This is a genomic window from Flavobacterium sp. Root935 (assembly GCF_001429295.1).
In the GTDB taxonomy this organism is placed as follows: Bacteria; Bacteroidota; Bacteroidia; order Flavobacteriales; family Flavobacteriaceae; genus Flavobacterium.
The window spans coordinates 99,047-123,902 of record NZ_LMJL01000007.1; the positions used below are offsets into that span (position 1 = coordinate 99,047).

Below are 24,856 nucleotides of genomic sequence, written 5' to 3' on the forward strand. Positions count from 1 at the left end.
AGATATTTAAAAAATCCGTCTGGTGAATAGTACCAGACGGATTTTTTTATTGTTATTTTTGCATACGAAAATTAAATTCTTTTCGTTTTTGAAACTATATCATTCTGTATGAAGCTATTTTGTTTTTTGACTTTGTTTTTTACGCTTACTCTTCAAGCGCAATTTCAAATAAACGGAATCGTAACCGATTCAAATAACAAACCTCTTCCGTTTGCCACAATAACCACCTCAGAAAACAACAATACTATTACAGATGTTGATGGGAAGTTTATTTTTAAAATCAGCACATCTGCTACAACTCTATCAGTATCTTATGTTGGTTTTCAAACCAAAACCATTGCATTAATCAGCAATAAAACTTTTTATGCCGTTTCGCTTGTACAGCAGACAGATGATTTGAAAGAAGTTGTGGTTTCTAATGAAAATCCTGCATTGACAATAATTCGAAAAGTTATTGCCAATAAACCGCTAAATGATCCGCAGAAAAAACTCAATAATTTTGAGTACAAAACATACAACAAACTTATTGTAACCGCTAATCCAGATTCGATAGACGGCAGGATCGACTCTACCGCGTCTTACAAAGATTTAAATAAAAAAATCATCAATGTTGATTCTTCTGATTATAAGTTTAAAGAAATTGTAAGCAGACAGCATTTATTTCAAACCGAGAAAGTTTCGGAATATCAATTTGGAAATAACAAATTAAAAGAAACTGTTCTTGGCACCAAAATAGCTGGTTTTAAACAGCCTATTTACGAAGTTTTGGCATTTAATCTTCAGTCGATTTCCATCTACGATCCGAAGTACGAATTGTTTGAAACGAAATATGAAAATCCGATTTCTAATCAAGCGCCATCGAGTTATAATTATAAATTGTTAGATACTGTCAGCATCAAAGGCCGCGACACGTATATGATTTATTTCAAAAATAAACTTAAGCGAAAATCTTCTGGCTTAGAAGGCGTATTGTATATTGATAAAGAAAATTTTGCTGTTGCGAAAGCGGTAATGCGAATTAAAGGTGTTTTGGATATTAGCGGCATTCACGAATTTGAATATATTCCGAAAGAAAAAATTTGGTTCCAAAGCAATACCACATTCAAAATTGTAAAAGGAAAAAATGACGATGATATTAGAATTTTAGGAGGAACGATTCAGTTTGACGGAGATGTTGAAGAAAATTTTGAACCCAGAAAAAAAGTGGCTTCAGATTTCACCTATTTACTTTCAGAAAGTAATAGTTTCGATATTCGTGTCAACACCAATACTGCTATAAAAAATCCATCGCTTTATATCGAAATTAAAGACGATGCGGCCAAAAAACCTGAATCGTTTTGGGAAGCTTACCGCAAAGAAAATCTTGACTTAAAAAGCCAAAAAACATATTTATTACTAGACAGTCTTTCGGTGAGCAATAGAGTTGAAAAGCGTTTAGGAATAGGCCGAAAAATTATTAATGGCTTCTATCCTATTGGTCCTGTTGATCTGGATTTAAAGAAGATTATAAGTTTTAATAATTATGAAGGTTTCCGAATTGGTTTAGGCGGAATTACAAATGATCGCTTTTCGAAAAACTTCAGACTTGAAAGTTATACGGCGTACGGAACCAAAGATGGTGTTTTTAAATACAGTGTGGGAGCCGGCGTTTTATTAGATAAATATACCAATACCTGGCTGAATGGTTATTATGCTGATGATGTACGGGAAATTGCAAGTACCGTTTTCAGTGTAGACAAACGTGTGTTTAAAATTTATGACCCGCGGCCAATTAATATTAGTACATTTTACGAATATTCAGGATGGCGAGGTAATATCCAGACTAAATTTATTCCGAAAACTGAAGCAGTTTTAGAAGTTTCGCGAAATTATATTGAACCTAAATTTGATTATCTTTTTAATCATGACGGAAAATTATATTCCAGCTATGTAATGACTACAGCAATGCTGTCGATTGTATGGGCGCCTTTCAGCGAGTTTATGCAGACTCCAACAGGAAGAAATGAAACAGATAAAAAATTTCCAAGGTTTACGTTTCAATATACACAGTCATTACCAAATGTATTTGATAATGATTTTACTTTCAGCAAAATAGATTTTAAAGCCGAATACGAAAAACAATATTTAAATCGCCAGAAGACGAGTTTGCTTTTGCAGGCAGGTTATGCAATGGGAGATGTTCCTATTACTCATTTGTATAATACTTCTCCAAATAATTTAACCAAAGAAACTGTTATTCAGCGTATTACTTTTGCAGGAAGAAATGCCTTTGAAACCATGTATTTTAATGAATTCTTCTCTAGTCAATATCTTATGTTTCAGATCAAGCATGGTTTTGACCGTATTAAAATTATGAGAAAAGTTCGTCCGTCGCTGGTTTTAGTAACCAGAATGGCTTGGGGAAATATGGAAAAACCAGAACAACATGTTGGACCCGATTACAAAACACTTGATAAAGGTTATTTTGAATCGGGAATTGAGCTAAATAAAATCTACAAAGGTTTCGGTCTTGGCGGATTCTATCGTTATGGCCCAAACCAATTATTGAAGTTTGAAGACAATATTGCAGTTAAGATTTCTTATGTACTTGATCTTGGACTTTAAGAATTAAATTCCAAATTTTACGATAGGTTTGTCATCCTGACGAAGGAAGGATCACACTCGTAACTCGACAAAGATTGGCAATTCTTTATGTAAAATTACTTTGCCGAATCGCTAGTGTGATCCTTCCTTCGTCAGGATGACAAAAAACATGCTTAAAAAAAATCTTCAGATAGTCTGTCATTTCGAGGAACGAGAAATCTCCGTAAGAACCTCTACAAAGATTGGATATTCGTTATGGAGTTACTCGTGGAGATTTCTCCTTCGTCGAAATGACAAAAAAACCTTTATCAAAGTTTAAAACTTTGACAAAGGTATGCGTGCAAGAAAGAATCAAAAAAAAATCCCAAACCACAATCATAAAAATTGGAATTTGGTCCCGAAGCCTCGGGATAAAAAAATTGATATTTTGTTAAAAATTTATGGTTTCAAAATCAGGACTGAAGGTGTATTGTTCAGCCAAGTACTTTGAGATTCAATTAATTTTTTCCAGCTGTCTAAACTTATAATCATTAAGTCTTGACCATCTAAAAATTCTTTTTTAATTGTTCTATCATGCATAATCATAATATGATTTGGCGCAATCTGTTCGATAGATCGGATAGTTTCCTGAATATCACGAGTGTTTTTTACTTCACCGCTGGCATCTAAAACTGTAATCTGCGAACCGTTATTATTGATTAGTTTTTTAGCATAATCAATTAAAAAAGCATCTTCTCTACTGAATACAGGCATGAAAACCTGATTTATTTCTTCAAAATCTTTATCGATAAAAATACCAACCGGCATTCTGGTTTTTGCAATAATATGACGGGTTCTTTCATCAAAAGGAGAATTTTCAAACAATCCTTCTTTTCCTGTGAATTTATCGATTAAACGATCTGGATTTACTATTCGGGTTGTAAAACCAAGAATCTTTCCAAGTAGAGTTCCATCAAAAATAGATTGTCCTAACCCAACCAATAATAAGTCATATTCTCCTTGGTTTGCCGAATCAATAATATCCGTATCTATATCATTAGAAACTTTAAAAAGACTCACAATATTTTGATTCAATCGGTTGGATTCTTCGATAATTGGAACTAACATTTTACGTTCATGATCTTTTACATCAAAAGAGTGAATTTCTGTACTTAAAGACAAGTGCATTGCTGTTACAATCGAATTGTCTGGTTGTTTTTTAACCAAACTGTTGGCAATTTTTAAAAGTTTTTTCCCTCTTTCTGGAGTTGCAAACGAAAGCAGGATTTTATATTTGCTCTTACTCCCAATTTCCTGCGGTACATTCGTCGCTTTATCTTTAAAAATAAAGCCTATAAAATCTAAAGCCGGGCCTGTCATAAAAGTAGTTACCAAAGCCATAATTACCATCATGGTAAAAATCTCTGTTGACAAAACTCCAAGATCATAGCCAATATTTAAAACTACAAGCTCCATTAAACCTCTTGTATTCATCAAAGCTCCAATTGCCAAACTATCTTTCCAATTTTGTCCAACAAATTTAGCTGCCAACGCACTTCCGAAAAATTTACCGGCTACAGCAACCGCTATAATTAATCCAGTAATTTTCCATAATTCAGGATCATTAAGCAGCCCAATCTGCGTACGCAAACCTGTAAAAACGAAGAATAAAGGCAATAAGACTATTATAGCAACGTCTTCTACTTTCTCAATAAATATGTTTCTGAATTTATTATTTTCAGGCATAATTGCTCCTGCAAGGAAAGCTCCAAATAAAGCATGAATTCCAATTAATTCTGCAGCATATGCTGAGATTAAAAGTGTGATAAAAAAGATAGCAACAACAGGTTTATTTAAACTTTCTCTTGTTGAATTTAAATCTCCGACACGCTTTAAAAACGGACGAACGATTTTCAGCATAATAATTACATAAAGAATCGCTAAACCAATTACATATAATGCACTTGTAAATGAACCTGCTTTTACGATAGCAATTACAACTGCCAAAATACACCAAGCAGTAATATCATCTGCCGCTGCACAAGTAATGGCAATAGTTCCGAGTTTTGTTTTCTGCATGCCTCGCTCTTGGACAATTCTGGCTAGAACCGGAAATGCAGTAATACTCATGGCAATTCCCATAAATAATCCGAAAGAAGAAAACTCAACACCAATTGGGGCAAAAGTGTGATAAATAAAATAGGCCAATGTTAATCCTAAAGCAAACGGAATTACGATACTGGCATGGCTGATAACAACTGCATCGTGTGCTTTGTTTTTAAGCACTTTCAAATCCAGCTCCATCCCGATAACGAACATGAAAAGAATTAAACCAATCTGACTTAAAAATTGTAAATTTCCTAATGATTCTTTTGGGAATAAAGCCGCAGAGAATTCTGGAAAGTACATTCCGACCAAAGATGGCCCTAAAACAATTCCGGCAATCATTTCTCCAATTACAGATGGCTGTCCGATTTTTCTAAAAAACCATCCAAATAAACGCGCTACTAAAATAATAGTCACGATTTGCGCCAATAAAATAGCCAGCGGATGCTGTAAATTTTCGACCATAGAATGAAGGAAATCATTCCAATGATTACTTTCTATTTTTTTCTTGACGATATCGCGTCCAACTTCTAATGCTGCGCCTTTTGAAATTATCCAATATATTAGAGCGGTAAAACCTCCAATAATTGTTACGTAGAATAAAGAGTTTTTAATGTTATTCATAACTCGTTCTTTTAATTTATTGCCGCAAATATCAGAAGTGAGCTTCAAGTGAAAAAACAAATTTCCTGCTAATTTTCAATGTATGTAACAAGTCGGAAAAACTTTGTAATAAGTTCTAAAGCTCAACAAAAATCTACTAGCAATGTGAATGGAATCTAAGGCTTTATTTCGAGAACAAAGCTTCGACTTCGCTCAGCCTGACACATAAATAACTCTATATCTTCACTTTCTTCAAAAAATCAGAACGATAGGTTTCGCTTAAAATTAAAGTCGTGTTTTTATTTTTTTCTTCTAGATGATGCAATACAATTTCATTATGATTAAAGAATTTTATTGCCTTTACTGCCACAATTTCTTTCTTATTTATTCTGCAGAAATCGGCTTCGGGTAATTCGTTTAAAAGGGTGTCGAATTTTACGTTTTTTAAATTCAGAAAACTTCCGTCAGAAAGCAGAACCGTTTTGTCACGGCTGTCGCTTACAGCCGTTTTGATATATTGAATTTTATTAAAATACAGCAAAGTTTTTCCTTTATCTGTATTCAACTGTATGAATTTTTTAGCCGAATCTGGTTTATCAAAACGTTCAAAAGCTTTTGAGACTGCTTTTTGCAGACGTTCCAATTTTACAGGTTTTGTGATATAATCTACTGCATCTATATTAAAAGCATCTGCGGCATAATCTTTATAAGCCGTACAAAAAATGACCAATTTATCATCGAGCATTTCAGCCAAATGCAAACCGTCCATGCCTGGCATTTCGATATCAGAAATTAAGAGATCAAAATCCAGATCTGAAATATCAGACAAAAGTTTCTGCGGATTATTATACGTTTTTACAATTTCCAGTTCAGGAATTTGTTCACAAAGCATTTTAAGGTACGTTAATCCAGGAAGCTCATCGTCCAGAAGCAAGCATTTCAGTTTTGTATTCAAGTAAATCAATTTTTAGATGAGCAATATAAACATCGTTTTCTATAAACTTATCGAGTTTGAAATTATTCTTATAAATAATTCGAAGACGATGCTCCAGAGTGGCATGTCCAAAACCGCTTCGCTCCTTTTTGAGCACTTTTTTATCGGAGATTTTATTCGAAACCGTCATAAAAAAAGCATTGTCTTTAAACTCAAAAACAACAGAAATAAAAGCATCTGCACTTTGAAGATCGGCATGTTTAAAAGCATTTTCGATTAAATCAATTGAAATTAACGGCGCCAATAGTGGCTGATCGTATAATTTATCATCTTGATTAATATTAGTTTTAACTTTTAATTCAAAAAGCGGACTGATTTTGATTTTATTGATTTCGATTAAATTCAACGCAAAATCAATCTCTTCTTTCGCCGTTACAAATTTCTTTTTGCTTTCGTATAAAATATAATCCAAAACATTGGCGAGTTTATCTAAAGCAAAATAAGTCTGATATGCATGCGACTGAATTGAATTTAGAATATTCTTGAATAAATGCGGATTTAATTTTGACTCCAGATTCTCCAGCTGCAGATCATTCACCTTTACCTCTAAAGCATAAAAACTTTTTTCTGCATCTTCTTTTGCTTTTTTAGTCTGCATTAATTGATACATCATAAAACAAATTATGACGATCAAGAGCAGCAGAATTGCTAAGAAAATAAAAGTTGTGGTATTGTTATCCTGCATTTTGTTATCGTTTTTATTTTTCAGCAACCAGAACAATATTGAACAGGTTGAGCACTTATACTAATTTTTAAATTCTTCGTTTTAATTAGTGCAAATATGAGAAAAGCTGATGAGTAAACCGCAAAAAGAAAGAAATATATCACAAATCATAAATTGGAGTTTTTGTGTTAACGTTAAGTAAAATACAATCGATTATTTATGATTTCGAGCACTTTTCACTACATTTGCAACCATTTTTAAAGATTTTATGAAAAACGCGATTCAAGTTGGATTTTGGGAGAAATTGGCCCGAATTATACTTAAGAACAGAATAACAATTCTAGTTGTCCTATCAGCTTTAACGATTTTCCTTGGTTTTCAATGGAAAAACCTAGCTATGACTTATACCGAAGCAAACTTGCTTCCTAAAGATCATATTGCTAATAAAGAATATCAAAAATTCTTGGATAAATTTGGTGAAGAAGGAAACCTGGTAGTTATTGGTTTTAAAGATCCTAAATTCTTTACGCCAAAAAATTATGCGGCGTGGAATGAATTGATGACAGGTTTAAAAAAATCTAAAGAAGTTGATTTGGTCGTTTCCTTAAATGATTTAAAAAAGCTTGAAAAAGATACGGTTAACGAAAAATTTGTTTTAACGCCTTTTATCGATCAAAGCAAAGTTTTAGATCCAGCTTATTTAAAAAGCGTTCAATACGATTTGTTTCATAATTTACCTTTTTACGAAGGACTTTTATTTAATAAAGAAAGCGGCAGCGTTCGTTCTGCAATTTACATCAATAAAAAACTGGTAAATACCGCAGAAAGAAAGACTTTTATTCTAGAAAACTTAGTTCCTAAGATCGATAAATTCGAAAAAACTACTGGAATTGATCTTAAGGTTTCAGGAATGCCATACATCAGAACGATCAATGCTGCCGATATGAAAGGCGAAATCGGATTGTTCATCGGTGCGGCTTTATTTACCGTTTCTTTGATTTTCTTTTTCTTTTTCCGTTCGTTTAGAGCGACATTCATTTCAATTTGTATTTTAATCGTTGGTGTAATCTGGTCGTTTGGAACGCTTGGGTTATTTGGTTATAAAATCACAATTTTAACTGCGATTATTCCGCCGTTAATTATTGTAATCGGAATTACAAACTGTATTTTCTTGATCAATAAATACCAGCAGGAAATTAAATTACACAATAATCAAGCAAAAGCGTTACAGCGTGTTATTTCAAAAATTGGGGTTTCGACTTTAATGACGAATTTAACAACAGCGATTGGTTTTGCAACGTTTATGATTACTGGAAACGATTTACTTTTTGAATTTGGTTTGGTAACTTCAATCAACGTAATTTCTGTTTATTTATTGACGCTTTTCATTGTGCCAATTGTATACAGTTTTATGCCATTGCCAAATGAAAAACATTTATACCATTTGACTAAAACCTACATTTCGACTTTGCTGAATGTTGTAGAAGATTTAGTGAGAACAAAACGTAAATATGTTTATATCATTTATGGTTTGCTTTTGGTTTTTAGTGTAATCGGTGTTTCTCAAATGAAAGTTTCAGGAAGTTTGATTGGTGAAATGCCAAAAAGCGCTTCTTTCTTTAAAGACATTTTATTTTACGAAAAAGAGTTTAATGGTGTGATGCCATTAGAAATTATGATTGACACCAAAAAGAAAAAAGGTGTTATGAAAGCTTCGACTATTCGTAAAATGGACGAATTGCAAAATACAATTTCTGAGATTCCAGAATTAGCAAAACCAGTTTCAATTGTAAATTTGGTTAAATATTCTAAACAGGCTTTCTACAATGGAAATCCTGAATATTATCAACTGCCGACTTCGCAGGAGCAGACTTTTATTTTGAGTTATGCTAAAAATGCAACTAAAAACAGTAAAGAAAATTTAATGAAAGCTTACGTTGATTCGACTGGCCAATATGCGCGAATCACAACTTTCATGAAGGATATCGGAACGGATGAAATGGCGAAAGTCGAGAAAAAATTACATTCTAAAATTGATGAAATTTTCCCGAAAGATCGTTACGAAGTTACCGTTACGGGAAAAGCATTGGTTTTCCAAAAAGGAACTTCTTATTTGGTTGAAAATTTAATCGAGTCCTTAATTTTTGCAATTTTAACGATCGCGGTTCTAATTTTATATTTATTCCGTTCGTTCAAAATGGTAATGGCTTCAGTAATTACAAATGTTTTACCGCTTTGTATTACATCCGGATTAATGGGTTATTTTGGAATTCCGTTAAAACCGTCTACAATTTTGGTATTTAGTATTGCGTTCGGAATCTCGGTTGATAACGCAATTCAGTTTATGGCGAAGTATCGACATGACTTACTTCAAAGTAATGGAAAAGTAAAAAAATCAGTTTTTAGTGCTTTAAGAGAAACTGGAATCAGCACATTCTATACCTCTGTAGTTTTAATTCTAGGTTTTGCAACTTTTACCTTATCAAGCTTTAGCGGAACCATTGCACTTGGAGGATTGATTTCTTGTACGCTGGCTTTTGCAATGTTTGCTAATTTAGTTGTATTGCCTTCGCTGGTTTTGACTTTTGAAAAGAAGAAAACTAAGAAAGAGGAATTGGAGAGTTTAGAGAAGTAGTATTTCAATAAAAAAGCCAAACATGGAAATATTAAGACTATGTGTACCTCTAATCTCAATTGCCTTTGGAATGATTTTGAAGTCCTCAAACAGCTATGATTTGAAGCCTTTAAAAAAATATTGGTTATTTCTTATTATTGCAGGATCTGTATTATTTATTTTAAGACTGTATGCCTTTTTAAATAATTAATAACACTAATGACATTCACATGTATCTGTCATTCCAATGCACTTAAAATGGTTCTGATGAAAACGACTGCTCTAGCCCTGATCGAAGCGGCATCCTTTCTGTTTTTTCTTTAAAAACAGAAAGATACAGCGAAGAGCAGGAATCCGCTTCAAAAATTAATTATTATCGTTTATATTTGCAATTCGATATAAAAAACACTGATTTTATTTTGATCTAAAATCAGCAATCTATAAATCTAAAATTAAAATGAGACACACAAAGGTTAAAGACTTATTAAACAGTACTACGACGCTTCAGGAGGTTAATGCAAAAGGATGGGTGAGAACTTTTAGAAATAATCAGTTCATCGCGCTTAATGACGGTTCTACCATTAATAATATACAATGTGTTGTTGATTTTGAAAATACACCAGAAGAGATTTTAAAAAGAATCACAACTGGAGCTGCGGTTTCTGTAATTGGAACTTTGGTCGAAAGTAAAGGTGCAGGTCAGAAATACGAAATTCAGGTTTCTAAATTGGAAATCCTTGGAGATTCTGATGCGGAGAAATTCCCAATGCAGCCTAAAAAACACTCTTTGGAGTTTTTACGCGAAAATGCACACTTACGTGTACGTACAAATGCTTTTGGAGCAATTATGCGTGTGCGTTCGGTATTGTCTTATGCAGTTCACAAATATTTTCAAGATAAAGGTTTTGTGTATGTAAACACGCCAATTATTACTGGTGCTGATGCTGAGGGTGCTGGAGAAATGTTTCAGGTAACTTCTCTGCCTTTGGATAATCTTCCAAAAAACGAAGAAGGAAACATTGATTTCAAAAAAGATTTCTTCGGAAAACATACGAACTTAACGGTTTCGGGACAATTAGAAGGCGAAACTTTCGCAATGGCTTTGGGTCAGATTTATACTTTTGGACCAACGTTTAGAGCAGAAAATTCAAACACTTCTCGTCACTTGGCTGAGTTTTGGATGATCGAGCCAGAAGTTGCTTTCAATGATCTTGATGACAACATGGATTTGGCTGAAGATTTTATTCAGTACGTAATTAAATATGCTTTAGACAACTGTAAAGACGATTTGAAATTCTTAGAAGGAAGACTTTTAGAAGAAGAAAAATCAAAACCACAGGCTGAAAGAAGCGAAATGAGTTTGTTGGAAAAACTAAACTTCGTTTTAGAAAACAACTTCAAACGTGTTTCTTATACTGAAGCTATTGATATTTTAAGAGATTCAACTCCAAATAAAAAGAAAAAATTCAGCTACTTAATTAACGAATGGGGAGCTGATTTACAATCTGAACACGAGCGTTACTTGGTTGAAAAACACTTTAAATGCCCGGTAATTTTATACGATTACCCAGCAAACATTAAAGCGTTTTACATGCGTTTGAACGACAACACAGAACCAGGAAGAGAAACAGTTCGTGCAATGGATATTCTTTTCCCTGGAATTGGAGAAATCGTTGGAGGTTCTGAAAGAGAAGAGCGTTACGATGTTTTGGTTGAAAAAATGAAAGCTTTAAACATCGACGAAGAAGAATTATACTGGTATTTAGACACCAGAAGATTTGGTTCTGCCACTCACGCAGGTTTCGGATTAGGATTTGAGCGTTTGGTATTGTTTGTAACAGGAATGACAAATATTAGAGACGTAATTCCTTTCCCAAGAACTCCTGGTAGTGCGGAATTTTAATCTAAGATTCTGAGGTACTAAGGTGCTAAGATTCTAAGTTTTTAAAATATAAATAAAAAATAATTCAACCGCGAATTAATTCGCCAATATAAGATACTCAGCACCTTAGTGCCTTAGTATCTTAGCAACTTTTTTTATGCTAAAGCAATTTTTAAATTTAAAATTATCCCAAAAATTATCTCCACAGCAGATTCAGCTGATGAAGTTAATTCAATTGCCTACGCAAGCTTTTGAGCAACGTTTATTAGAAGAAATGAACGAAAATCCGGCTCTCGAAGCTGGAAAAGAAGATGAATACGAAGCAGATGAATTTGCCAATGAAGATTACGACGATTATGATGATGCAGAATCTGACAGAATCGAAGCAGACGACATTAATATTGATGAATATCTAAGCGACGACGATACACCTGATTACAAAACTCAGGTGAATAATTACAGTGACGACGAAGAACGCGAAACTCCATTTGCCTCTCCAATTAGTTTTCATCAGGATTTAATCAATCAGTTAAATACTTTTATTTTAAATGATGAAGAACGCGAAATCGCCGAATTCCTTGTTGGAAGTATTGATGATATGGGTTACATCCGCAGAAGCGTTCCAGATATTGTAGACGACATGGCTTTTACTCAGGGAATTTATACTGATGAAGCAATGGTCGAAAAAATGATGACCGTGATTCACGAATTAGAACCTTCTGGAGTTGGTGCACGAGATTTACAGGAATGTTTACTGCTTCAGTTAAAACACAAAACACCAACTGAATATGTTGATCTAGCGATCGATATTATCGAAAATCAGTTTGATGCTTTTACGAAAAAACATTACGATAAACTACTACAGAAATACAGCGTTTCTAACGAACAGCTTAAAAAAGCAATTCACGAAATTGAAAGACTAAACCCGAAACCGGGCGGATCTTATACTGGAAACAATAAAGTAACTGAAAATGTAGTTCCTGATTTTGCGATCAGAATTGTTGATGGCGAACTTGAATTGACTTTAAACGGGAGAAATGCTCCTTCCCTGCATGTTTCTAAGGATTATCAGGAAATGATGCAGACGTATAAAGATTCTCGTGATAAATCATCGGCTCAAAAAGATGCTGTTCAATTTATCAAACAAAAACTAGATTCTGCAAAATGGTTTATCGATGCGATTAGACAGCGTCAGGAAACACTATTTGTAACGATGAATGCAATTATGCATTATCAGGAAGAATATTTCTTAGATGGTGACGAAACCAAATTAAAACCAATGATCTTAAAAGATATTGCAGATATGGTTGGTTTGGATATTTCGACAATTTCGCGTGTAGCGAACAGCAAGTATGTTGAAACACCATACGGAACAAAACTAATCAAAGAATTTTTCTCTGAAGCGATGAAAAATGATCAAGGTGAAGATGTTTCGACTTTGGAAATCAAAAAAATTCTGAAGAATACAATCGAAGAAGAAGACAAAAAGAAACCGCTTCCAGACGATCAATTGGCTGAAATCTTAAAAGAAAAAGGATATCCAATTGCAAGAAGAACGATTGCAAAATATCGTGAGCAGCTTGATATTCCAGTTGCAAGAATGAGAAAGAAGATTTAGTTTTTTTTGTTTTTTCTAACCATTAAGAGATTAAGAAAAATAAAGTTTTACAAGAATAGCAAACCTAACAGGTTTTAAAACCTGTTAGGTTTTTTGTTTATTATTTCAAATGATGTTGTATTCGGTATTCCGTCAGGAATATTTGATCGGTCTAAAAAAATTAATGTGATAAATTGTGTTCAGTAGGAACACCTGTTTTCGGAATTAACCTCAACAATAATTTATCCTATAATCAAACGTTCCTATGGAACGTAAACTCACCCAGATCAAATTATAATCTACCGACGAGACATTCCTACGGAATGAAATATTACTATTTCTTTAAAGCAGCAAACCCGACAGGTTTTATCAATTAACCAAAAATAATATCCCTATATTGTTTATATTCCGTAGGAATATTTCATCGGTAGCAAAAAAAACAATGTATTGCATTGTGTCCCGTAGGGACACCTGTTTTTACGAAATTAACCTCAATAATAATTTGTTCTCTAATCAAACGTTCCTATGGAACGTAAACCACCCAAATCAAATTATATCTACCGACGAGACATTCCTACGGAATGAAATATTACTATTTCTTTAAAGCAGCAAACGCGACAGGTTTTATCAATTAACCAAAAATAATATCCCTATATTGTTTATATTCCGTAGGAATATTTCATCGGTAGCAAAAAAACAATGTATTGCATTGTGTCCCGTAGGGACACCTGTTTTTACGAAATTAACCTCAATAATAATTTGTTCTCTAATCAAACGTCTTATGGAACGTAAACCACCCATATCAAATTATATCTACCGATGAGACATTCCTACGGAATGAAATATTACTATTTCTTTAAAACAAGAAACCCGACAGGTTTTAAAAATCTGTCGGGTTTAGTAACGTCTCTAGAACGCTAAATTATTTATATTGATCTGGTAATATCTTTACAGTAAATAAAAATGCTTTCTTTTTATCACTGTAACTATAAACCAACGTATAGTCATTATCTCTAAAAACCTGAAGTCCAGGATTTGCTTTTGCAGTACTTACGAGACTTTTTTCAATTTCTTCCTGAATTACATTAACTTCTGCAGTTTCCTTAACGACATTCATTAATGTTAAATTGTATTGAACATTCCTCTCCTCTGGCAAAGTCACGCTATCTAAACGAATTCCTTCTTGAATTGTCAGCGGGCAATTCTTATTGTATTTTTCAACTAATTCCTTTACTTCGGTATTTACTTCATCAGCATTTTCAGAAAGATAAAATTGAAAAAAAGCTGCAGCGGCCAAAGCAACACCAATTATAATTAATAATAAAAGATTCTGTTTTCTCATAATTTTCTTTCTTACGTTGCTAAGTAAATATTAAAAGGTCAGCTATTTTTCCTCGTTTTTCTTCATTGCATTAAAATACGCTGCACGGCTAAGTGGTTCGTATTCTTCAGTTTCACCCAGCATAACCAATTTATCATTATCTGTTTTTCTAAAACTATAATTGGCCAAATTTCCAGTTCTGGTACAAACTGCATGCACTTTGGTTACATATTCAGCTGTTGCCATAAGTCCGGGCATTGGTCCAAACGGATTTCCTTTAAAATCCATATCAAGTCCGGCAACAATTACACGAATTCCCTGATTGGCCAAATCATTACAAACCGTGATAATTTCATCATCAAAAAACTGAGCCTCGTCAATACCAATCACATCACAGCCTTGCGCCAAAATTAAAATATTGGCCGCTGCGGGAACTGGAGTGGAACGAATTTCATTAGCGTCGTGCGACACTACCATTTCGTCATGATAACGGGTATCGATTGCGGGTTTGAAAATTTCGACTTTTTGCTTGGCAAATTGAGCACGTTTTAATCTGCGGATTAATTCCTCGGTTTTACCCGAAAACATTGATCCACAAATAACTTCAATCCAACCAAATTGTTCTTTGTGATTTACTGTATTTTCGAGAAACATTTTGTATTTTTCTGCCTTTAAAAATGAATAGTTTTTATTACTTTGTACTGGTAATAAATCGACGTAAAAATGTGCTGTTTTACATTTTTTCAAAAGTAGAAAATTTTTATCAAATCGGAGATTAGCTAACGCTTATTAACAGAAATAAAAAAATATCTTTTGGATTTCTTTCAGAATAAAGACATTCAGACATTAAATACACTAAAATACCTTATTCACTATAATTTCAACAGTTATGAAAAAAAAATTGGAAGCCGATTTAATCAGCATTGCACATCGAATTTTGAAACTTAAAAACAAGTCCGATATCAATCAATTGTATCTTGAAACTCAGAAATTATATGAGAAATTAGCGGTATTAAAGTTTGTAGAAGAAAATTTTGATGCTGCAAAACCAACAATCGGGCAAAATGATATTACTTCAGAATTAGAAACAATTTTTGATAAAGAGGAAATAACTCCCGCTGCCGTTCAAATAGAAACTCCTGCCGCAATCATTGAACTTGAGGAATCTTACGAACCAGAAGTTAAAGGAGAAATCACTGCTGAAATTCCTGAACCGATTACAGAAGAAACTGAAGAACCAATAGCTGCAGAAGTTACTGAACCAATTATTGAGGAAACACCAGAGCCAATTGCTGCTGAAATTATTGAACCTGAAGTAGAAAAAACTGAGGAAGCAGTTGTTTCAGAAATTATTGAAGTGGAAGCAGAAAAAGAAAGTGAAAAGATAGAAGAACCTAAGGAGAACATCGAAGAATTTTCATTTACAACCGTAAACGATTTAAAACCAATTCCAGATTTCAAACCTGCTTTCGAATTAGAAACTGAAGAAATAAAAGAGGAAGTTAAAGAAGAACCAAAAAAAGAAATTTCTCCAATACCTACCATTTTATTTGAAGATTTTGGAGTGAATTATGCCGATGCACAATTTGTAAAAGTTGACAGTTTTGAGGCTGTTCCTCCAGCAAAAGCTCCTTCAATCAATGATTTTAAAGAAGAGAAAAAGGCAGAAACGGCTATTCTTGAAACTCCTGCACAACCAAAAGCGGTTAGTTTAAATGAAAAACTGGCAAGAGGTTTTCATATTGATTTGAACGATCGAATTGCATTCACTAAAAATCTTTTCGGTAACAGTACAGAAGATTACAGCCGTGTTTTAAATCAATTAATGACTTTTGATTCTTATGATGAAGCAAAAGAATTTATTGAAAACATGGTAAAACCAGATTATAATAATTGGGAAGGAAAAGATGATTACGCAGAACGTTTCCTTGGAATTATAGAGAAGAAATTCTCGTAAAAAATGAAACACAGATTTCACGAATTATCACGAATTTTTGCTTTGTGAAATTTTTATAGACAATGAAAATTTGTGTCAATTAGTGAAATTCGTGTTATAAAATAAAATATATGTCAAAATTATATATCGTTCCAACGCCAATTGGCAATCTTGAGGACATGACTTTTAGAGCCATTCGGGTTTTGAAAGAAGTCGATTTGATTTTGGCTGAGGATACCCGAACAAGCGGCAAACTCTTGAAGCATTTTGAAATTGGCACACACATGCACAGCCATCATATGCACAACGAACATAAAACAACCGAAAATTTAATTGCCCGTTTGAAAGCCGGCGAAACGATTGCTTTGATTTCAGATGCAGGAACTCCGGCAATTTCAGATCCAGGATTTTTATTGACGCGCGCTTGTGTCGAAAATAAAATTGACGTGGAATGCCTTCCTGGTGCAACTGCTTTCGTGCCCGCGTTGGTAAACAGCGGACTCCCAAATGACAAATTTGTTTTTGAAGGTTTTCTGCCTGATAAAAAAGGGCGTCAGACTCGTTTTTTGGCTTTAGCCGAAGAAACCCGAACAATGATTTTATACGTTTCGCCGCATAAACTCGTTAAAACTTTAGCAGAATTTGTTCAATATTTTGGCGAAGACCGACAAGTCTGCGTTTCGAGAGAATTATCAAAATTACACGAAGAAAATGTACGCGGAACTGCAAAAGAGGTTTTAGCACACTTCGAAAAAACAGCGCCACGCGGCGAAATCGTTGTGGTCGTTGCTGGAAAAACAATAATAAAAGAACCTAAGAAAAGTAAGTTTCCTAAGGATGAAGAATAATTATAGCCACGAATTTCACGAATTAGCACGAATTAAATTAGTGGAAATTCGTGAAATTTGTGGCAAAAAAACATAACAATATGAGCATACAAGCCTTTATAGAAAAAGTAAAACAAACTCCAACACAAATCACATTTCCTGAAACTATTGCCATAATCGAGGAAAATTACAACTTTACTCCAACCGCTTTTCAAAACGGAACACAGCATAATGCTGCCGGCGAAAATTCTGGTTCTTGTAAATTATTTTCTTTCGCAAAATTGCAAAATTTGAACAAAGAAGAAACTTTAGCATGCTTTGGAGCTTTTTATTTTGAAGAAGTTTTAGGCGATCCAAACGGAACCAATCACCAAAACATTAGAAACTTCATCAACTTAGGCTGGGACGGAATTCAGTTTGAAGGAAATGCTTTGGAAGCAAAATAATTATCTAAGATTTTTGATTAACGATTTTTAATTTCAGAAATCAACAATCTAAAACCGACACTCTAAAATCTAAAATCAACAATGCGTTGGACTTTAAAACCAAAACCTTCTGAAGATAAAATCAAACATTTGGCGCAGGCCTTAAATGTAGAAGATTTTGTAGCAACACTTTTGATTCAGCGTGGTATTGAAACTTTCGAAGATGCGAAGAATTTCTTTCGCCCGTCTTTAGAACATTTGCATGATCCTTATTTGATGAAAGATATGGATAAGGCGGTTTCGCGAATTGAACAGGCAATTGAGAATCAGGAAAATATTATGGTTTTCGGTGATTACGATGTTGACGGAACAACAGCGGTTTCATTGGTTTCTTCATACTTAAAATCACATTACCCAAACATTGCCACGTATATTCCAGATCGTTATAACGAAGGTTACGGTATTTCGTATAAAGGAATTGATTATGCAGACGACAATGGAATTTCCTTAATTATCGCACTTGACTGTGGTATCAAATCGATTGATCATATCGCTTACGCGAAAGCGAAAAACATTGATTTCATTGTCTGCGATCACCACAGGCCTGGAGAATTTCTTCCAGATGCCGTTGCAGTTCTTGACCCTAAAAGAGAAGACTGCTCCTACCCTTATGATGAATTATGCGGCTGCGGTGTTGGTTTTAAGTTGATTCAGGCTTTAGGTCAAAACCGAAATGAAACTATCGAAGATTTAGTTCCTTATCTGGATTTGGTTGCTACGGCAATTGCGGCAGATATTGTTCCCATTACGGGAGAAAATCGTGTTTTGGCTTATTTCGGATTGAAAGTTATTAATAGAGAACCAAGACCTGGAATTAAAGCTTTGGTTCATCAGGTAAAAAAGAAAGTTCTCGATATTACAGATGTTGTTTTTATTATTTCGCCGAGAATTAACGCTGCAGGAAGAATCAAACACGGAAATCATGCGGTTGAATTATTAACTGAATTTGATTTTGAACAAGCACAGCAATTCGCTTCAGAAATTGAACAGTACAACGCAGACCGAAAAGATTTAGATAAAAAAATTACCAAAGAAGCTTTTCAGCAAATTTTAGAAAACAATGAAGAAGAACGTTTTTCTACCGTTGTTTTTCAAGAAGACTGGCACAAAGGCGTGATCGGTATCGTAGCTTCAAGATTGATTGAAACTTATTATCGACCGACTTTAGTTTTTACCAAAAGCGGTGACAAATATGCTGCTTCTGCCCGATCTGTAAAAGGTTTTGATGTGTATAATGCGCTTGATGCTTGTTCCGAACACTTAGAACAATTTGGAGGCCATATGTATGCAGCTGGAATGACTTTAAAAGCCGAAAATTATCAGCTTTTTAAAGAGGCTTTTGAGAAATGTGTGCAAGAAACCATTCAACCCGAAATGCGCACTCCAGAAATTGAAATTGATGCAGAGATAAACTTCTCAGACATCACTCCAAAATTAATTCGAATTTTAAAACAATTTGAGCCGTTTGGACCTCAAAATATGACTCCAGTTTTTATGACTTCTGATGTAAAAGATACAGGCTATGCCAAAACTCTGGGTGCTGAAGAAGAACATTTAAGACTTTTCGTCAAACAATCCCGAAGTCTCGGGACCGATGGAATAGCTGCAATTGGCTTTGGACTGGGAAAAAAACTCAATATTGTACAAAATCAAAATCTGTTTCAATTGGCATACTGTATTGCCGAAAATGAATGGAACGGAAATATTTCAACACAGCTTATGCTGAAAGACATTAGAACAAATGGAAGAGATTAAATCCAATAAGCAAGATCCGTATCAGGCATTGCGTTATAAAGAATTCAATGTATTTTTATTATTGCGTTTTGCGATGGTTTTTGCCTGGTCTATGCAGTTTATTATAATAGAATGGGAAGTTTACAGTTTAACTAAAAATCCGCTTTCGTTAGGAATTATTGGTTTAATGGAAGTTATTCCTGCCGTTTCGATGGCACTATTTGCCGGTCATATTGTCGATCAAAGAGAGAAGAAAGGATTATTAGTAAAATGTATTTTAGGTTTTTCAGTAATTAGTTTTGGATTATTTTTACTGACTTGGCCTACAGTTGTTGGCGGCTGGTCTTCGACTGTAATTCTGTATTCCATTTATGCATTAGTGTTTTTGGGAGGTTTAGTACGTGCTTTTCTTGGGCCTACTATTTTCTCTCTTTTGTCCTTGATTATTCCTAAAAAAGTATATCCAAATGCTGCAACTTGGAGCAGTTCAGTTTGGCAGATCGGAGCTGTTATGGGACCTGCAATTGCTGGATTTTCTATTAACTGGATAGGAGTTCACTGGTCAATGTGCCTGGTATTTGGATTCTCAATTCTTTCTTTAGTTGCGCTATCACAAATCAGTAAAAAACCAATCATAAATCCGAAGATTGGAGAATCAATCAAAGATAGTTTAACCGAAGGCTTGACTTTTGTGTTCAGAAACCAAGTTGTTTTAGGCGCTTTATCATTAGACATGATTGCTGTGCTTTTTGGAGGAGCAGTTGCACTATTGCCTGTTTTTGCTCAGGACATTTTAAAAGTTGGTGCTGAAGGCTTTGGAATTTTAAGAGCTGCTCCTGCAGTGGGAGCTTTTATTACTATGATTATTTCTGCTTACGTGCCTTTGTATAAAAATGCAGGAAAAAAACTTTTAGTCGCCATATTTGTTTTTGGATTATCGATTATCTTATTTGGTCTTTCTACTTATTTCTGGCTTTCTGTTTTCGCTTTATTTTTAAGCGGTTTGGCCGATGGAATTTCTGTAGTAATCCGCCAAACGATTTTACAGCTTAAAACTCCCGATCATATGCGCGGGCGTGTTGGTGCCGTAAATTCAATTTTTGTTGGATCTTCTAATGAATTAGGCGCTTTTGAAAGTGGTGCAACTGCTAAATTAATGGGAGCTGTAACCTCTGTTGTTTTTGGAGGAAGTGTGACTCTTTTGACTGTTGTGGTAACAGCATTAAAATCGCCGACATTCAGAAATTTAGATCTTCATAAAGATATGGAAGATCATCAAAAGTTGGAATAATACTTACAGAAACATAGAAGTGCTATAAGTTAATTTTCAAATCTATCAACAATCAATTTAAATTATCTTATATCACTTACATGGCATAATATTTTTCTAGTTTTACGAACTTTTTATTTAGAATTGATATAAATAATATTTATATTTGTTGACATAAAAGGTTTTACGATGAGAGAAATTGAACAAATATACCATAACAACTTTGGAATAGCTTTTTACTGGAAAGATCATAATACGACAATTTCAGACAAAGTACAATTGGTTTTTAAAGAAACCGGCTTTTATTTTACCATTCAGGAATTAAATCTTTTTTGTGATTTAATTGAAGACAGTATGGTTGAAAATAGCTGTTGTGAAGCTTGTGAAATGAAATATTCCTGCCATAAATTTCTACTTAAAACTCCATGTAACTCTATTGATTTAGCTGTAAATATGGCTGAATTGAAATCAATCAAAGATTTGGTTGAAGGTTCTTTATTCAAAATTGAATTGGATGAGTATGTTTACGGAGTTGGAATGAATTAAGAAGCATTCTAAATATTTTAACAACATTTTTTCATTATTGAAATATATTTTGATTCAATTCAAAAAAAAGTATATTTACAGCAATGAAAAAAGCTGTATTTCTAATTACCAATATTCTTTTGGCAGTCTTATTTGTCAACTGCACCAATAAATCAGAAGAATATATTGACCCGCGCGGAACTGATTACGCAGGTTCAGAAAGCTGCGTTCAATGCCACAAAACGCAGTCGGAAATGGTATTTCACAGTTCGCACTTCAAAGCTACAGCACCAGCAATACTCGAAAATGTTTCAGGAGATTTCGACTCTAAAAACCATACTTTCATTTATGATAAAGACACCAAATTGGTCATGGAAAAACATGGCGACAGTTTGTACCAGGTTTTGTATAAAAATGGAAAAGAAACAGCCAAATATAAATTCGAAATTGTGTTTGGAACCAAACATGCCCAAACATCAGTTTACTGGAGAAATAATAATACTTACGAATTACCACTTTCTTACTATCATTCTATAAATAAATGGGCTACAAGTCCCGGTTTTCCTGCCGATAGACCTTATTTTGATCGAATGGTCGTAAAAGATTGTTACGCCTGCCATAGTTCTAATATCAGTTCTAGAACAGTTGACCAAAGTTCTGCAGAAAAAAACTTTATGTCTATGGACATTGAAGATGTTATCAATAAAAAAACTATTGTTTACGGAATTGACTGCGAACGCTGTCACGGACCAGCAAAAAAACATGTGGAATTTCATTTAAAAAATCCAAACGTGAAAGTCGCAAACAGTATTACCAGTTTTAAAACACTGAACCGACAACAAAAACTAGATGCCTGTGCATTATGTCATGCAGGAAATGATGGAATGAAATTAAAATCTCGTTTTGAATTTAAACCTGGAGATCATTTATCTGATTTCTTTCGCGAAACCAGAAGCATAAACGATACAACACAATTTGATGTTCATGGAAATCAATTCCGATTAATGGCACAGAGCAAATGTTTTATCAACGGCGAAAAAATGGATTGTATTACTTGTCATAATCCACATGAAAATGCATCTAAAAACATGGTGTCATATTCTAAAATCTGCATGAGCTGTCATCAAGGCTTAAAACACAACGAAACAACGCTTAAAAGCATGCCTGAAAAGTTATTAGCCGACAATTGTGTAGAATGCCACATGCCAAAAAAAGCTTCAAATGCAATTAGTTTTCAGCTTTCGAACAGTAAACAACTTTCAAATTATATTTTGAGAACACACAAAATTGGAATTTATCCGAGCAATAAGAACTAATTATTTGTTGAATTCCTTCAATTCAAAAGTTTCGCCGTCAAAAACACCATAAGTAAAATAACCAATCCAGTCGCCCAGATTAACATACTGGGAATCTTCTCCAACGGTACGAATCATTGGCAAATGGCGATGACCGAAAATGAAATAATTATAATGTTTAGTTTCTAGTTTGCGCTTCGCGTACAATATAAGCCACTCTTTTTCTTCTCCTAAAAACGTAATGTCTTCATCGCCGGAAATCAATTTATTTTTAACTGATAAATATTGTGCTAAACTAACGCCAACGTCTGGATGAAGCCATCGAAAAAGCCATTTTGAAAACGGATTCGTAAATACCTTTTTCATTCTTTTATAACCTTTATCACCAGGACCTTTTCCGTCGCCGTGACCAATTAAAAAGGTTTTTCCGTTAAAAGTAAATTCTTTGTTATCGTGATAAACGGGAATATTCAATTCGGTTTCAAAATAATCATTCATCCATAAATCATGATTTCCAACGAAAAAATAAATCGGGATGCCGCTGTCGCGAATTTCAGCCAGTTTGCCTAAAATGCGTACGAATCCTTTTGGAACCACCGTTTTGTATTCAAACCAAAAATCAAATAAATCACCCAATAAAAAAATCGCTTCTGCATCTTCTTTAACCTCATCAAGCCAAGCCACGAATTTCTTTTCACGTGGCAAACTCAATTCTGGAGTAGGCGCACCAAAATGCTGATCTGAAGCAAAATATATTTTTTTCATTTAATGTGAGATGTGAATTGTGAGATGTGAAATGAAAAGCATTTTACAATTTACTTTTCACATTTCACTTTTAACTTTTAACTTTTTTACAAATTATCAGAAGCGTACCATTCTGCAAATGAAGATTCTGTTTCTTGAAGTTTTAGCGAGAAAAGAGAAATTCCTTTTGGAAGTCTTGCCACAATTCTTTCTGCAAAATCTACCACCATATTTTCGCTTGTTGGCTGATAATCTACCAAAATAACATGATGACCACGATTTTTCAATTCATTAGCCAATTCGATGTGTGGCGTAGTTTGGTTAAAAACAGTCGCATGGTCAAACTGATCGACGATTTCTTCTTTTACAATTTTCTTTAGATCCGAAAAATCAATTACCATTCCGAACTTTACATTCGATCGATCTGTAATTGGCGAACCAATAACAGTTACCGATAATTTATAACTGTGTCCGTGAACGTTCTTGCATTTTCCGTCGTAACCGTACAATGCATGTCCAGTTTCGAAACTAAATTGTTTTGTAATTCTGATATTACTCATCGATGTTTAATTTTAAGGATGCAAATTTACGAATTAATAACCGTTTAAATAGTAAATTCCAAATAAAGAAAAATTCCAAAATCCATTACAAATTTAATGTAATTGGAATTTGAAATTTCTCCACTTAGAATTTCTCCAGTTGGAATTTCCCTTATCTATTTTTTAAACTGAAGCAAAGCATTTCTGCTAAAATCAGATAAAACTAGTTTACCCGTAATTGCAGCACGTTCGAAAAGAAGCGATTCCCAGTTTTCTGTATTTTCCCAAATAATCCTTTTCATTTCCTGCAAAGCTTCAGGATTGTATGAACTTAATTTTTGAGCAAAACTTTCAACGTCTGCATCAAGATCACGAATATCTTTTAAAACAGAATAAAGTCCTTTTTGAAAAGCCCAATCTGCCGATTTCCATTCATGTGCTGCCAAGGTCATTTCTGTCATTGCTGTTTTCCCTATTTTGCGAGAAACCGCAGGCTCAATTACAAAAGGTCCGATTCCGATTGCCAATTCAGATAATTTAATATCACTTTGTGGAGTCGCAAAAACATAATCACAGGCAGCAATAATTCCGACACCGCCGCCAACAGCTTTCCCTTGTACACGACCGATTATAATTTTATTGCAATTTCGCATTGCATTCAACAAATGGGCAAAACCAGAAAAAAATTCAGTTCCCTGCTCTTCATTTTCAACCTTTAAAAGTTCATCAAAAGAAGCTCCTGAACAAAAGGTTTTCTCACCTTCACTTTTTAAAATAATAACCGAAACATTTTCATTTCGGCTTAATGAATTAATTTCGGCGGTAAGCTGATCTAGTAATTGACGCGGAAAAGAATTACTTGCAGGATGACCAAACTGAACCGTTGCAATTGTATTTTGAAAAGAAGTTTCTAAACTTCCATTTAGATTTTCTGAACTCATAAAAAATAGATTTAAACGTAAAGTTACGCTTTTGCAAAATATTTTGTCTGATTGATTTCTAAATTTGTTTTTTGAGAATTATTTGACTTTATTTGTTATGCTTTTGGGGGATTAGCTCATTTGGCTAGAGCGTCCCGATGAAAATCGGGAAGGCGACAGTTCAAATCCGATATTCTTCACAAAACAAAAGGGGGATTAGCTCATTTGGCTAGAGTAT

At 34.0% G+C, this 24,856-nt stretch carries 19 protein-coding genes; 11 read left to right on the forward strand and 8 right to left on the reverse strand.

Translation table 11 applies throughout. The features are described from left to right. The first annotated feature begins 108 nt into the window (after positions 1-108). On the forward strand, positions 109-2,604 hold the full coding sequence (locus ASE40_RS01985; protein WP_057115133.1) for a DUF5686 family protein: 2,496 nt from the start codon (positions 109-111) through the stop codon (positions 2,602-2,604). Positions 2,605-3,021: 417 nt separating this feature from the next. Here the strand turns inward: ASE40_RS01985 and ASE40_RS01990 are convergent, their stop codons facing one another. The 3 genes from ASE40_RS01990 to ASE40_RS02000 form a co-directional block, all read right to left on the reverse strand. Continuing rightward, complete coding sequence (locus tag ASE40_RS01990) at positions 3,022-5,292, reverse strand: cation:proton antiporter (RefSeq protein WP_057115134.1); 2,271 nt, start codon at positions 5,290-5,292, stop codon at positions 3,022-3,024. A gap of 214 nt (positions 5,293-5,506) precedes the next feature. Then, positions 5,507-6,226 carry a LytR/AlgR family response regulator transcription factor gene (locus tag ASE40_RS01995; RefSeq protein ID WP_057115135.1) on the reverse strand — a complete coding sequence of 240 codons (720 nt, stop codon included), beginning with the start codon at positions 6,224-6,226 and terminating at the stop codon, positions 5,507-5,509. Then, positions 6,189-6,950 carry a sensor histidine kinase gene (locus ASE40_RS02000; RefSeq protein ID WP_057115958.1) on the reverse strand — a complete coding sequence of 254 codons (762 nt, stop codon included), beginning with the start codon at positions 6,948-6,950 and terminating at the stop codon, positions 6,189-6,191. The genes ASE40_RS01995 and ASE40_RS02000 overlap by 38 nt, the downstream gene beginning before the upstream one ends. A 247-nt stretch (positions 6,951-7,197) precedes the next feature. Here ASE40_RS02000 and ASE40_RS02005 point away from each other — a divergent pair, with 247 nt between their 5' ends. The 3 genes from ASE40_RS02005 to rpoN all read left to right on the forward strand — a co-directional run bounded on the left by ASE40_RS02005 (position 7,198) and on the right by rpoN (position 13,043). After that, positions 7,198-9,564 carry an efflux RND transporter permease subunit gene (locus ASE40_RS02005; protein WP_057115136.1) on the forward strand — a complete coding sequence of 789 codons (2,367 nt, stop codon included), beginning with the start codon at positions 7,198-7,200 and terminating at the stop codon, positions 9,562-9,564. Positions 9,565-10,000: 436 nt separating this feature from the next. Further along, a complete protein-coding gene (gene asnS, locus ASE40_RS02010) occupies positions 10,001-11,446 on the forward strand; it encodes an asparagine--tRNA ligase (RefSeq protein ID WP_057115137.1) in 1,446 nt (481 codons plus the stop codon). A gap of 136 nt (positions 11,447-11,582) precedes the next feature. Next, positions 11,583-13,043, forward strand: coding sequence for an RNA polymerase factor sigma-54 (gene rpoN, locus ASE40_RS02015; RefSeq protein WP_057115138.1), 1,461 nt, complete (start codon positions 11,583-11,585; stop codon positions 13,041-13,043). Between the two features lie 901 nt (positions 13,044-13,944). Here the strand turns inward: rpoN and ASE40_RS02020 are convergent. Together ASE40_RS02020 and ASE40_RS02025 are read right to left on the reverse strand one after the other, a co-directional pair. Next, positions 13,945-14,364, reverse strand: coding sequence for a hypothetical protein (locus ASE40_RS02020; protein WP_057115139.1), 420 nt, complete (start codon positions 14,362-14,364; stop codon positions 13,945-13,947). A gap of 42 nt (positions 14,365-14,406) precedes the next feature. Beyond that, positions 14,407-14,997, reverse strand: coding sequence for a thymidine kinase (locus ASE40_RS02025; RefSeq protein WP_057115959.1), 591 nt, complete (start codon positions 14,995-14,997; stop codon positions 14,407-14,409). Between the two features lie 235 nt (positions 14,998-15,232). Here ASE40_RS02025 and ASE40_RS02030 point away from each other — a divergent pair, with 235 nt between their 5' ends. From ASE40_RS02030 to ASE40_RS02060, 7 genes are all read left to right on the forward strand, one after another. Further along, positions 15,233-16,300 carry a hypothetical protein gene (locus ASE40_RS02030; RefSeq protein ID WP_057115140.1) on the forward strand — a complete coding sequence of 356 codons (1,068 nt, stop codon included), beginning with the start codon at positions 15,233-15,235 and terminating at the stop codon, positions 16,298-16,300. A gap of 110 nt (positions 16,301-16,410) precedes the next feature. Next, positions 16,411-17,127, forward strand: a complete 717-nt coding sequence (gene rsmI, locus ASE40_RS02035; protein ID WP_057115141.1) for a 16S rRNA (cytidine(1402)-2'-O)-methyltransferase — start codon at positions 16,411-16,413, stop codon at positions 17,125-17,127. A gap of 80 nt (positions 17,128-17,207) precedes the next feature. Continuing rightward, positions 17,208-17,552, forward strand: a complete 345-nt coding sequence (locus ASE40_RS02040; RefSeq protein ID WP_057115142.1) for a HopJ type III effector protein — start codon at positions 17,208-17,210, stop codon at positions 17,550-17,552. Positions 17,553-17,633: 81 nt separating this feature from the next. Next, entirely contained in the window at positions 17,634-19,346 is a 1,713-nt protein-coding gene (gene recJ, locus ASE40_RS02045) for a single-stranded-DNA-specific exonuclease RecJ (protein WP_057115143.1), read from the forward strand. After that, positions 19,333-20,616 (forward strand): MFS transporter, encoded by a 1,284-nt coding sequence (locus tag ASE40_RS02050; protein WP_057115144.1) that lies wholly within the window; start codon positions 19,333-19,335, stop codon positions 20,614-20,616. The genes recJ and ASE40_RS02050 overlap by 14 nt, the downstream gene beginning before the upstream one ends. A gap of 168 nt (positions 20,617-20,784) precedes the next feature. Further along, on the forward strand, positions 20,785-21,141 hold the full coding sequence (locus ASE40_RS02055) for a hypothetical protein (protein ID WP_057115145.1): 357 nt from the start codon (positions 20,785-20,787) through the stop codon (positions 21,139-21,141). An 83-nt stretch (positions 21,142-21,224) separates the two neighbouring features. Further along, a complete protein-coding gene (locus ASE40_RS02060) occupies positions 21,225-22,436 on the forward strand; it encodes a cytochrome c3 family protein (protein ID WP_057115146.1) in 1,212 nt (403 codons plus the stop codon). Here the strand turns inward: ASE40_RS02060 and ASE40_RS02065 are convergent, their stop codons facing one another. From ASE40_RS02065 to ASE40_RS02075, 3 genes are all read right to left on the reverse strand, one after another. Further along, a complete protein-coding gene (locus tag ASE40_RS02065) occupies positions 22,437-23,180 on the reverse strand; it encodes a UDP-2,3-diacylglucosamine diphosphatase (protein WP_057115147.1) in 744 nt (247 codons plus the stop codon). An 86-nt stretch (positions 23,181-23,266) separates the two neighbouring features. Further along, positions 23,267-23,719, reverse strand: a complete 453-nt coding sequence (locus tag ASE40_RS02070) for a 6-pyruvoyl trahydropterin synthase family protein (RefSeq protein WP_035653234.1) — start codon at positions 23,717-23,719, stop codon at positions 23,267-23,269. Positions 23,720-23,874: 155 nt separating this feature from the next. After that, the gene (locus ASE40_RS02075; RefSeq protein ID WP_057115148.1) at positions 23,875-24,639 is read right to left on the reverse strand and encodes an enoyl-CoA hydratase/isomerase family protein; all 765 of its coding nucleotides are present in this window, start codon (positions 24,637-24,639) and stop codon (positions 23,875-23,877) included. Positions 24,640-24,856: the final 217 nt, after the last annotated feature.

Bases quoted from the DNA above. Each gene is read 5' to 3' on its own strand.
- ASE40_RS01985 (WP_057115133.1), top strand. From the start codon at position 109: ATGAAGCTATTTTGTTTTTTGACTTTGTTTTTTACGCTTACTCTTCAA.
- ASE40_RS01990 (WP_057115134.1), bottom strand. From the start codon at position 5,292: ATGAATAACATTAAAAACTCTTTATTCTACGTAACAATTATTGGAGGT.
- ASE40_RS02000 (WP_057115958.1), bottom strand. From the start codon at position 6,950: ATGCAGGATAACAATACCACAACTTTTATTTTCTTAGCAATTCTGCTG.
- ASE40_RS02005 (WP_057115136.1), top strand. From the start codon at position 7,198: ATGAAAAACGCGATTCAAGTTGGATTTTGGGAGAAATTGGCCCGAATT.
- asnS (WP_057115137.1), top strand. From the start codon at position 10,001: ATGAGACACACAAAGGTTAAAGACTTATTAAACAGTACTACGACGCTT.
- rpoN (WP_057115138.1), top strand. From the start codon at position 11,583: ATGCTAAAGCAATTTTTAAATTTAAAATTATCCCAAAAATTATCTCCA.
- ASE40_RS02020 (WP_057115139.1), bottom strand. From the start codon at position 14,364: ATGAGAAAACAGAATCTTTTATTATTAATTATAATTGGTGTTGCTTTG.
- ASE40_RS02025 (WP_057115959.1), bottom strand. From the start codon at position 14,997: ATGTTTCTCGAAAATACAGTAAATCACAAAGAACAATTTGGTTGGATT.
- ASE40_RS02030 (WP_057115140.1), top strand. From the start codon at position 15,233: ATGAAAAAAAAATTGGAAGCCGATTTAATCAGCATTGCACATCGAATT.
- rsmI (WP_057115141.1), top strand. From the start codon at position 16,411: ATGTCAAAATTATATATCGTTCCAACGCCAATTGGCAATCTTGAGGAC.
- ASE40_RS02040 (WP_057115142.1), top strand. From the start codon at position 17,208: ATGAGCATACAAGCCTTTATAGAAAAAGTAAAACAAACTCCAACACAA.
- recJ (WP_057115143.1), top strand. From the start codon at position 17,634: ATGCGTTGGACTTTAAAACCAAAACCTTCTGAAGATAAAATCAAACAT.
- ASE40_RS02050 (WP_057115144.1), top strand. From the start codon at position 19,333: ATGGAAGAGATTAAATCCAATAAGCAAGATCCGTATCAGGCATTGCGT.
- ASE40_RS02055 (WP_057115145.1), top strand. From the start codon at position 20,785: ATGAGAGAAATTGAACAAATATACCATAACAACTTTGGAATAGCTTTT.
- ASE40_RS02060 (WP_057115146.1), top strand. From the start codon at position 21,225: ATGAAAAAAGCTGTATTTCTAATTACCAATATTCTTTTGGCAGTCTTA.
- ASE40_RS02065 (WP_057115147.1), bottom strand. From the start codon at position 23,180: ATGAAAAAAATATATTTTGCTTCAGATCAGCATTTTGGTGCGCCTACT.
- ASE40_RS02070 (WP_035653234.1), bottom strand. From the start codon at position 23,719: ATGAGTAATATCAGAATTACAAAACAATTTAGTTTCGAAACTGGACAT.
- ASE40_RS02075 (WP_057115148.1), bottom strand. From the start codon at position 24,639: ATGAGTTCAGAAAATCTAAATGGAAGTTTAGAAACTTCTTTTCAAAAT.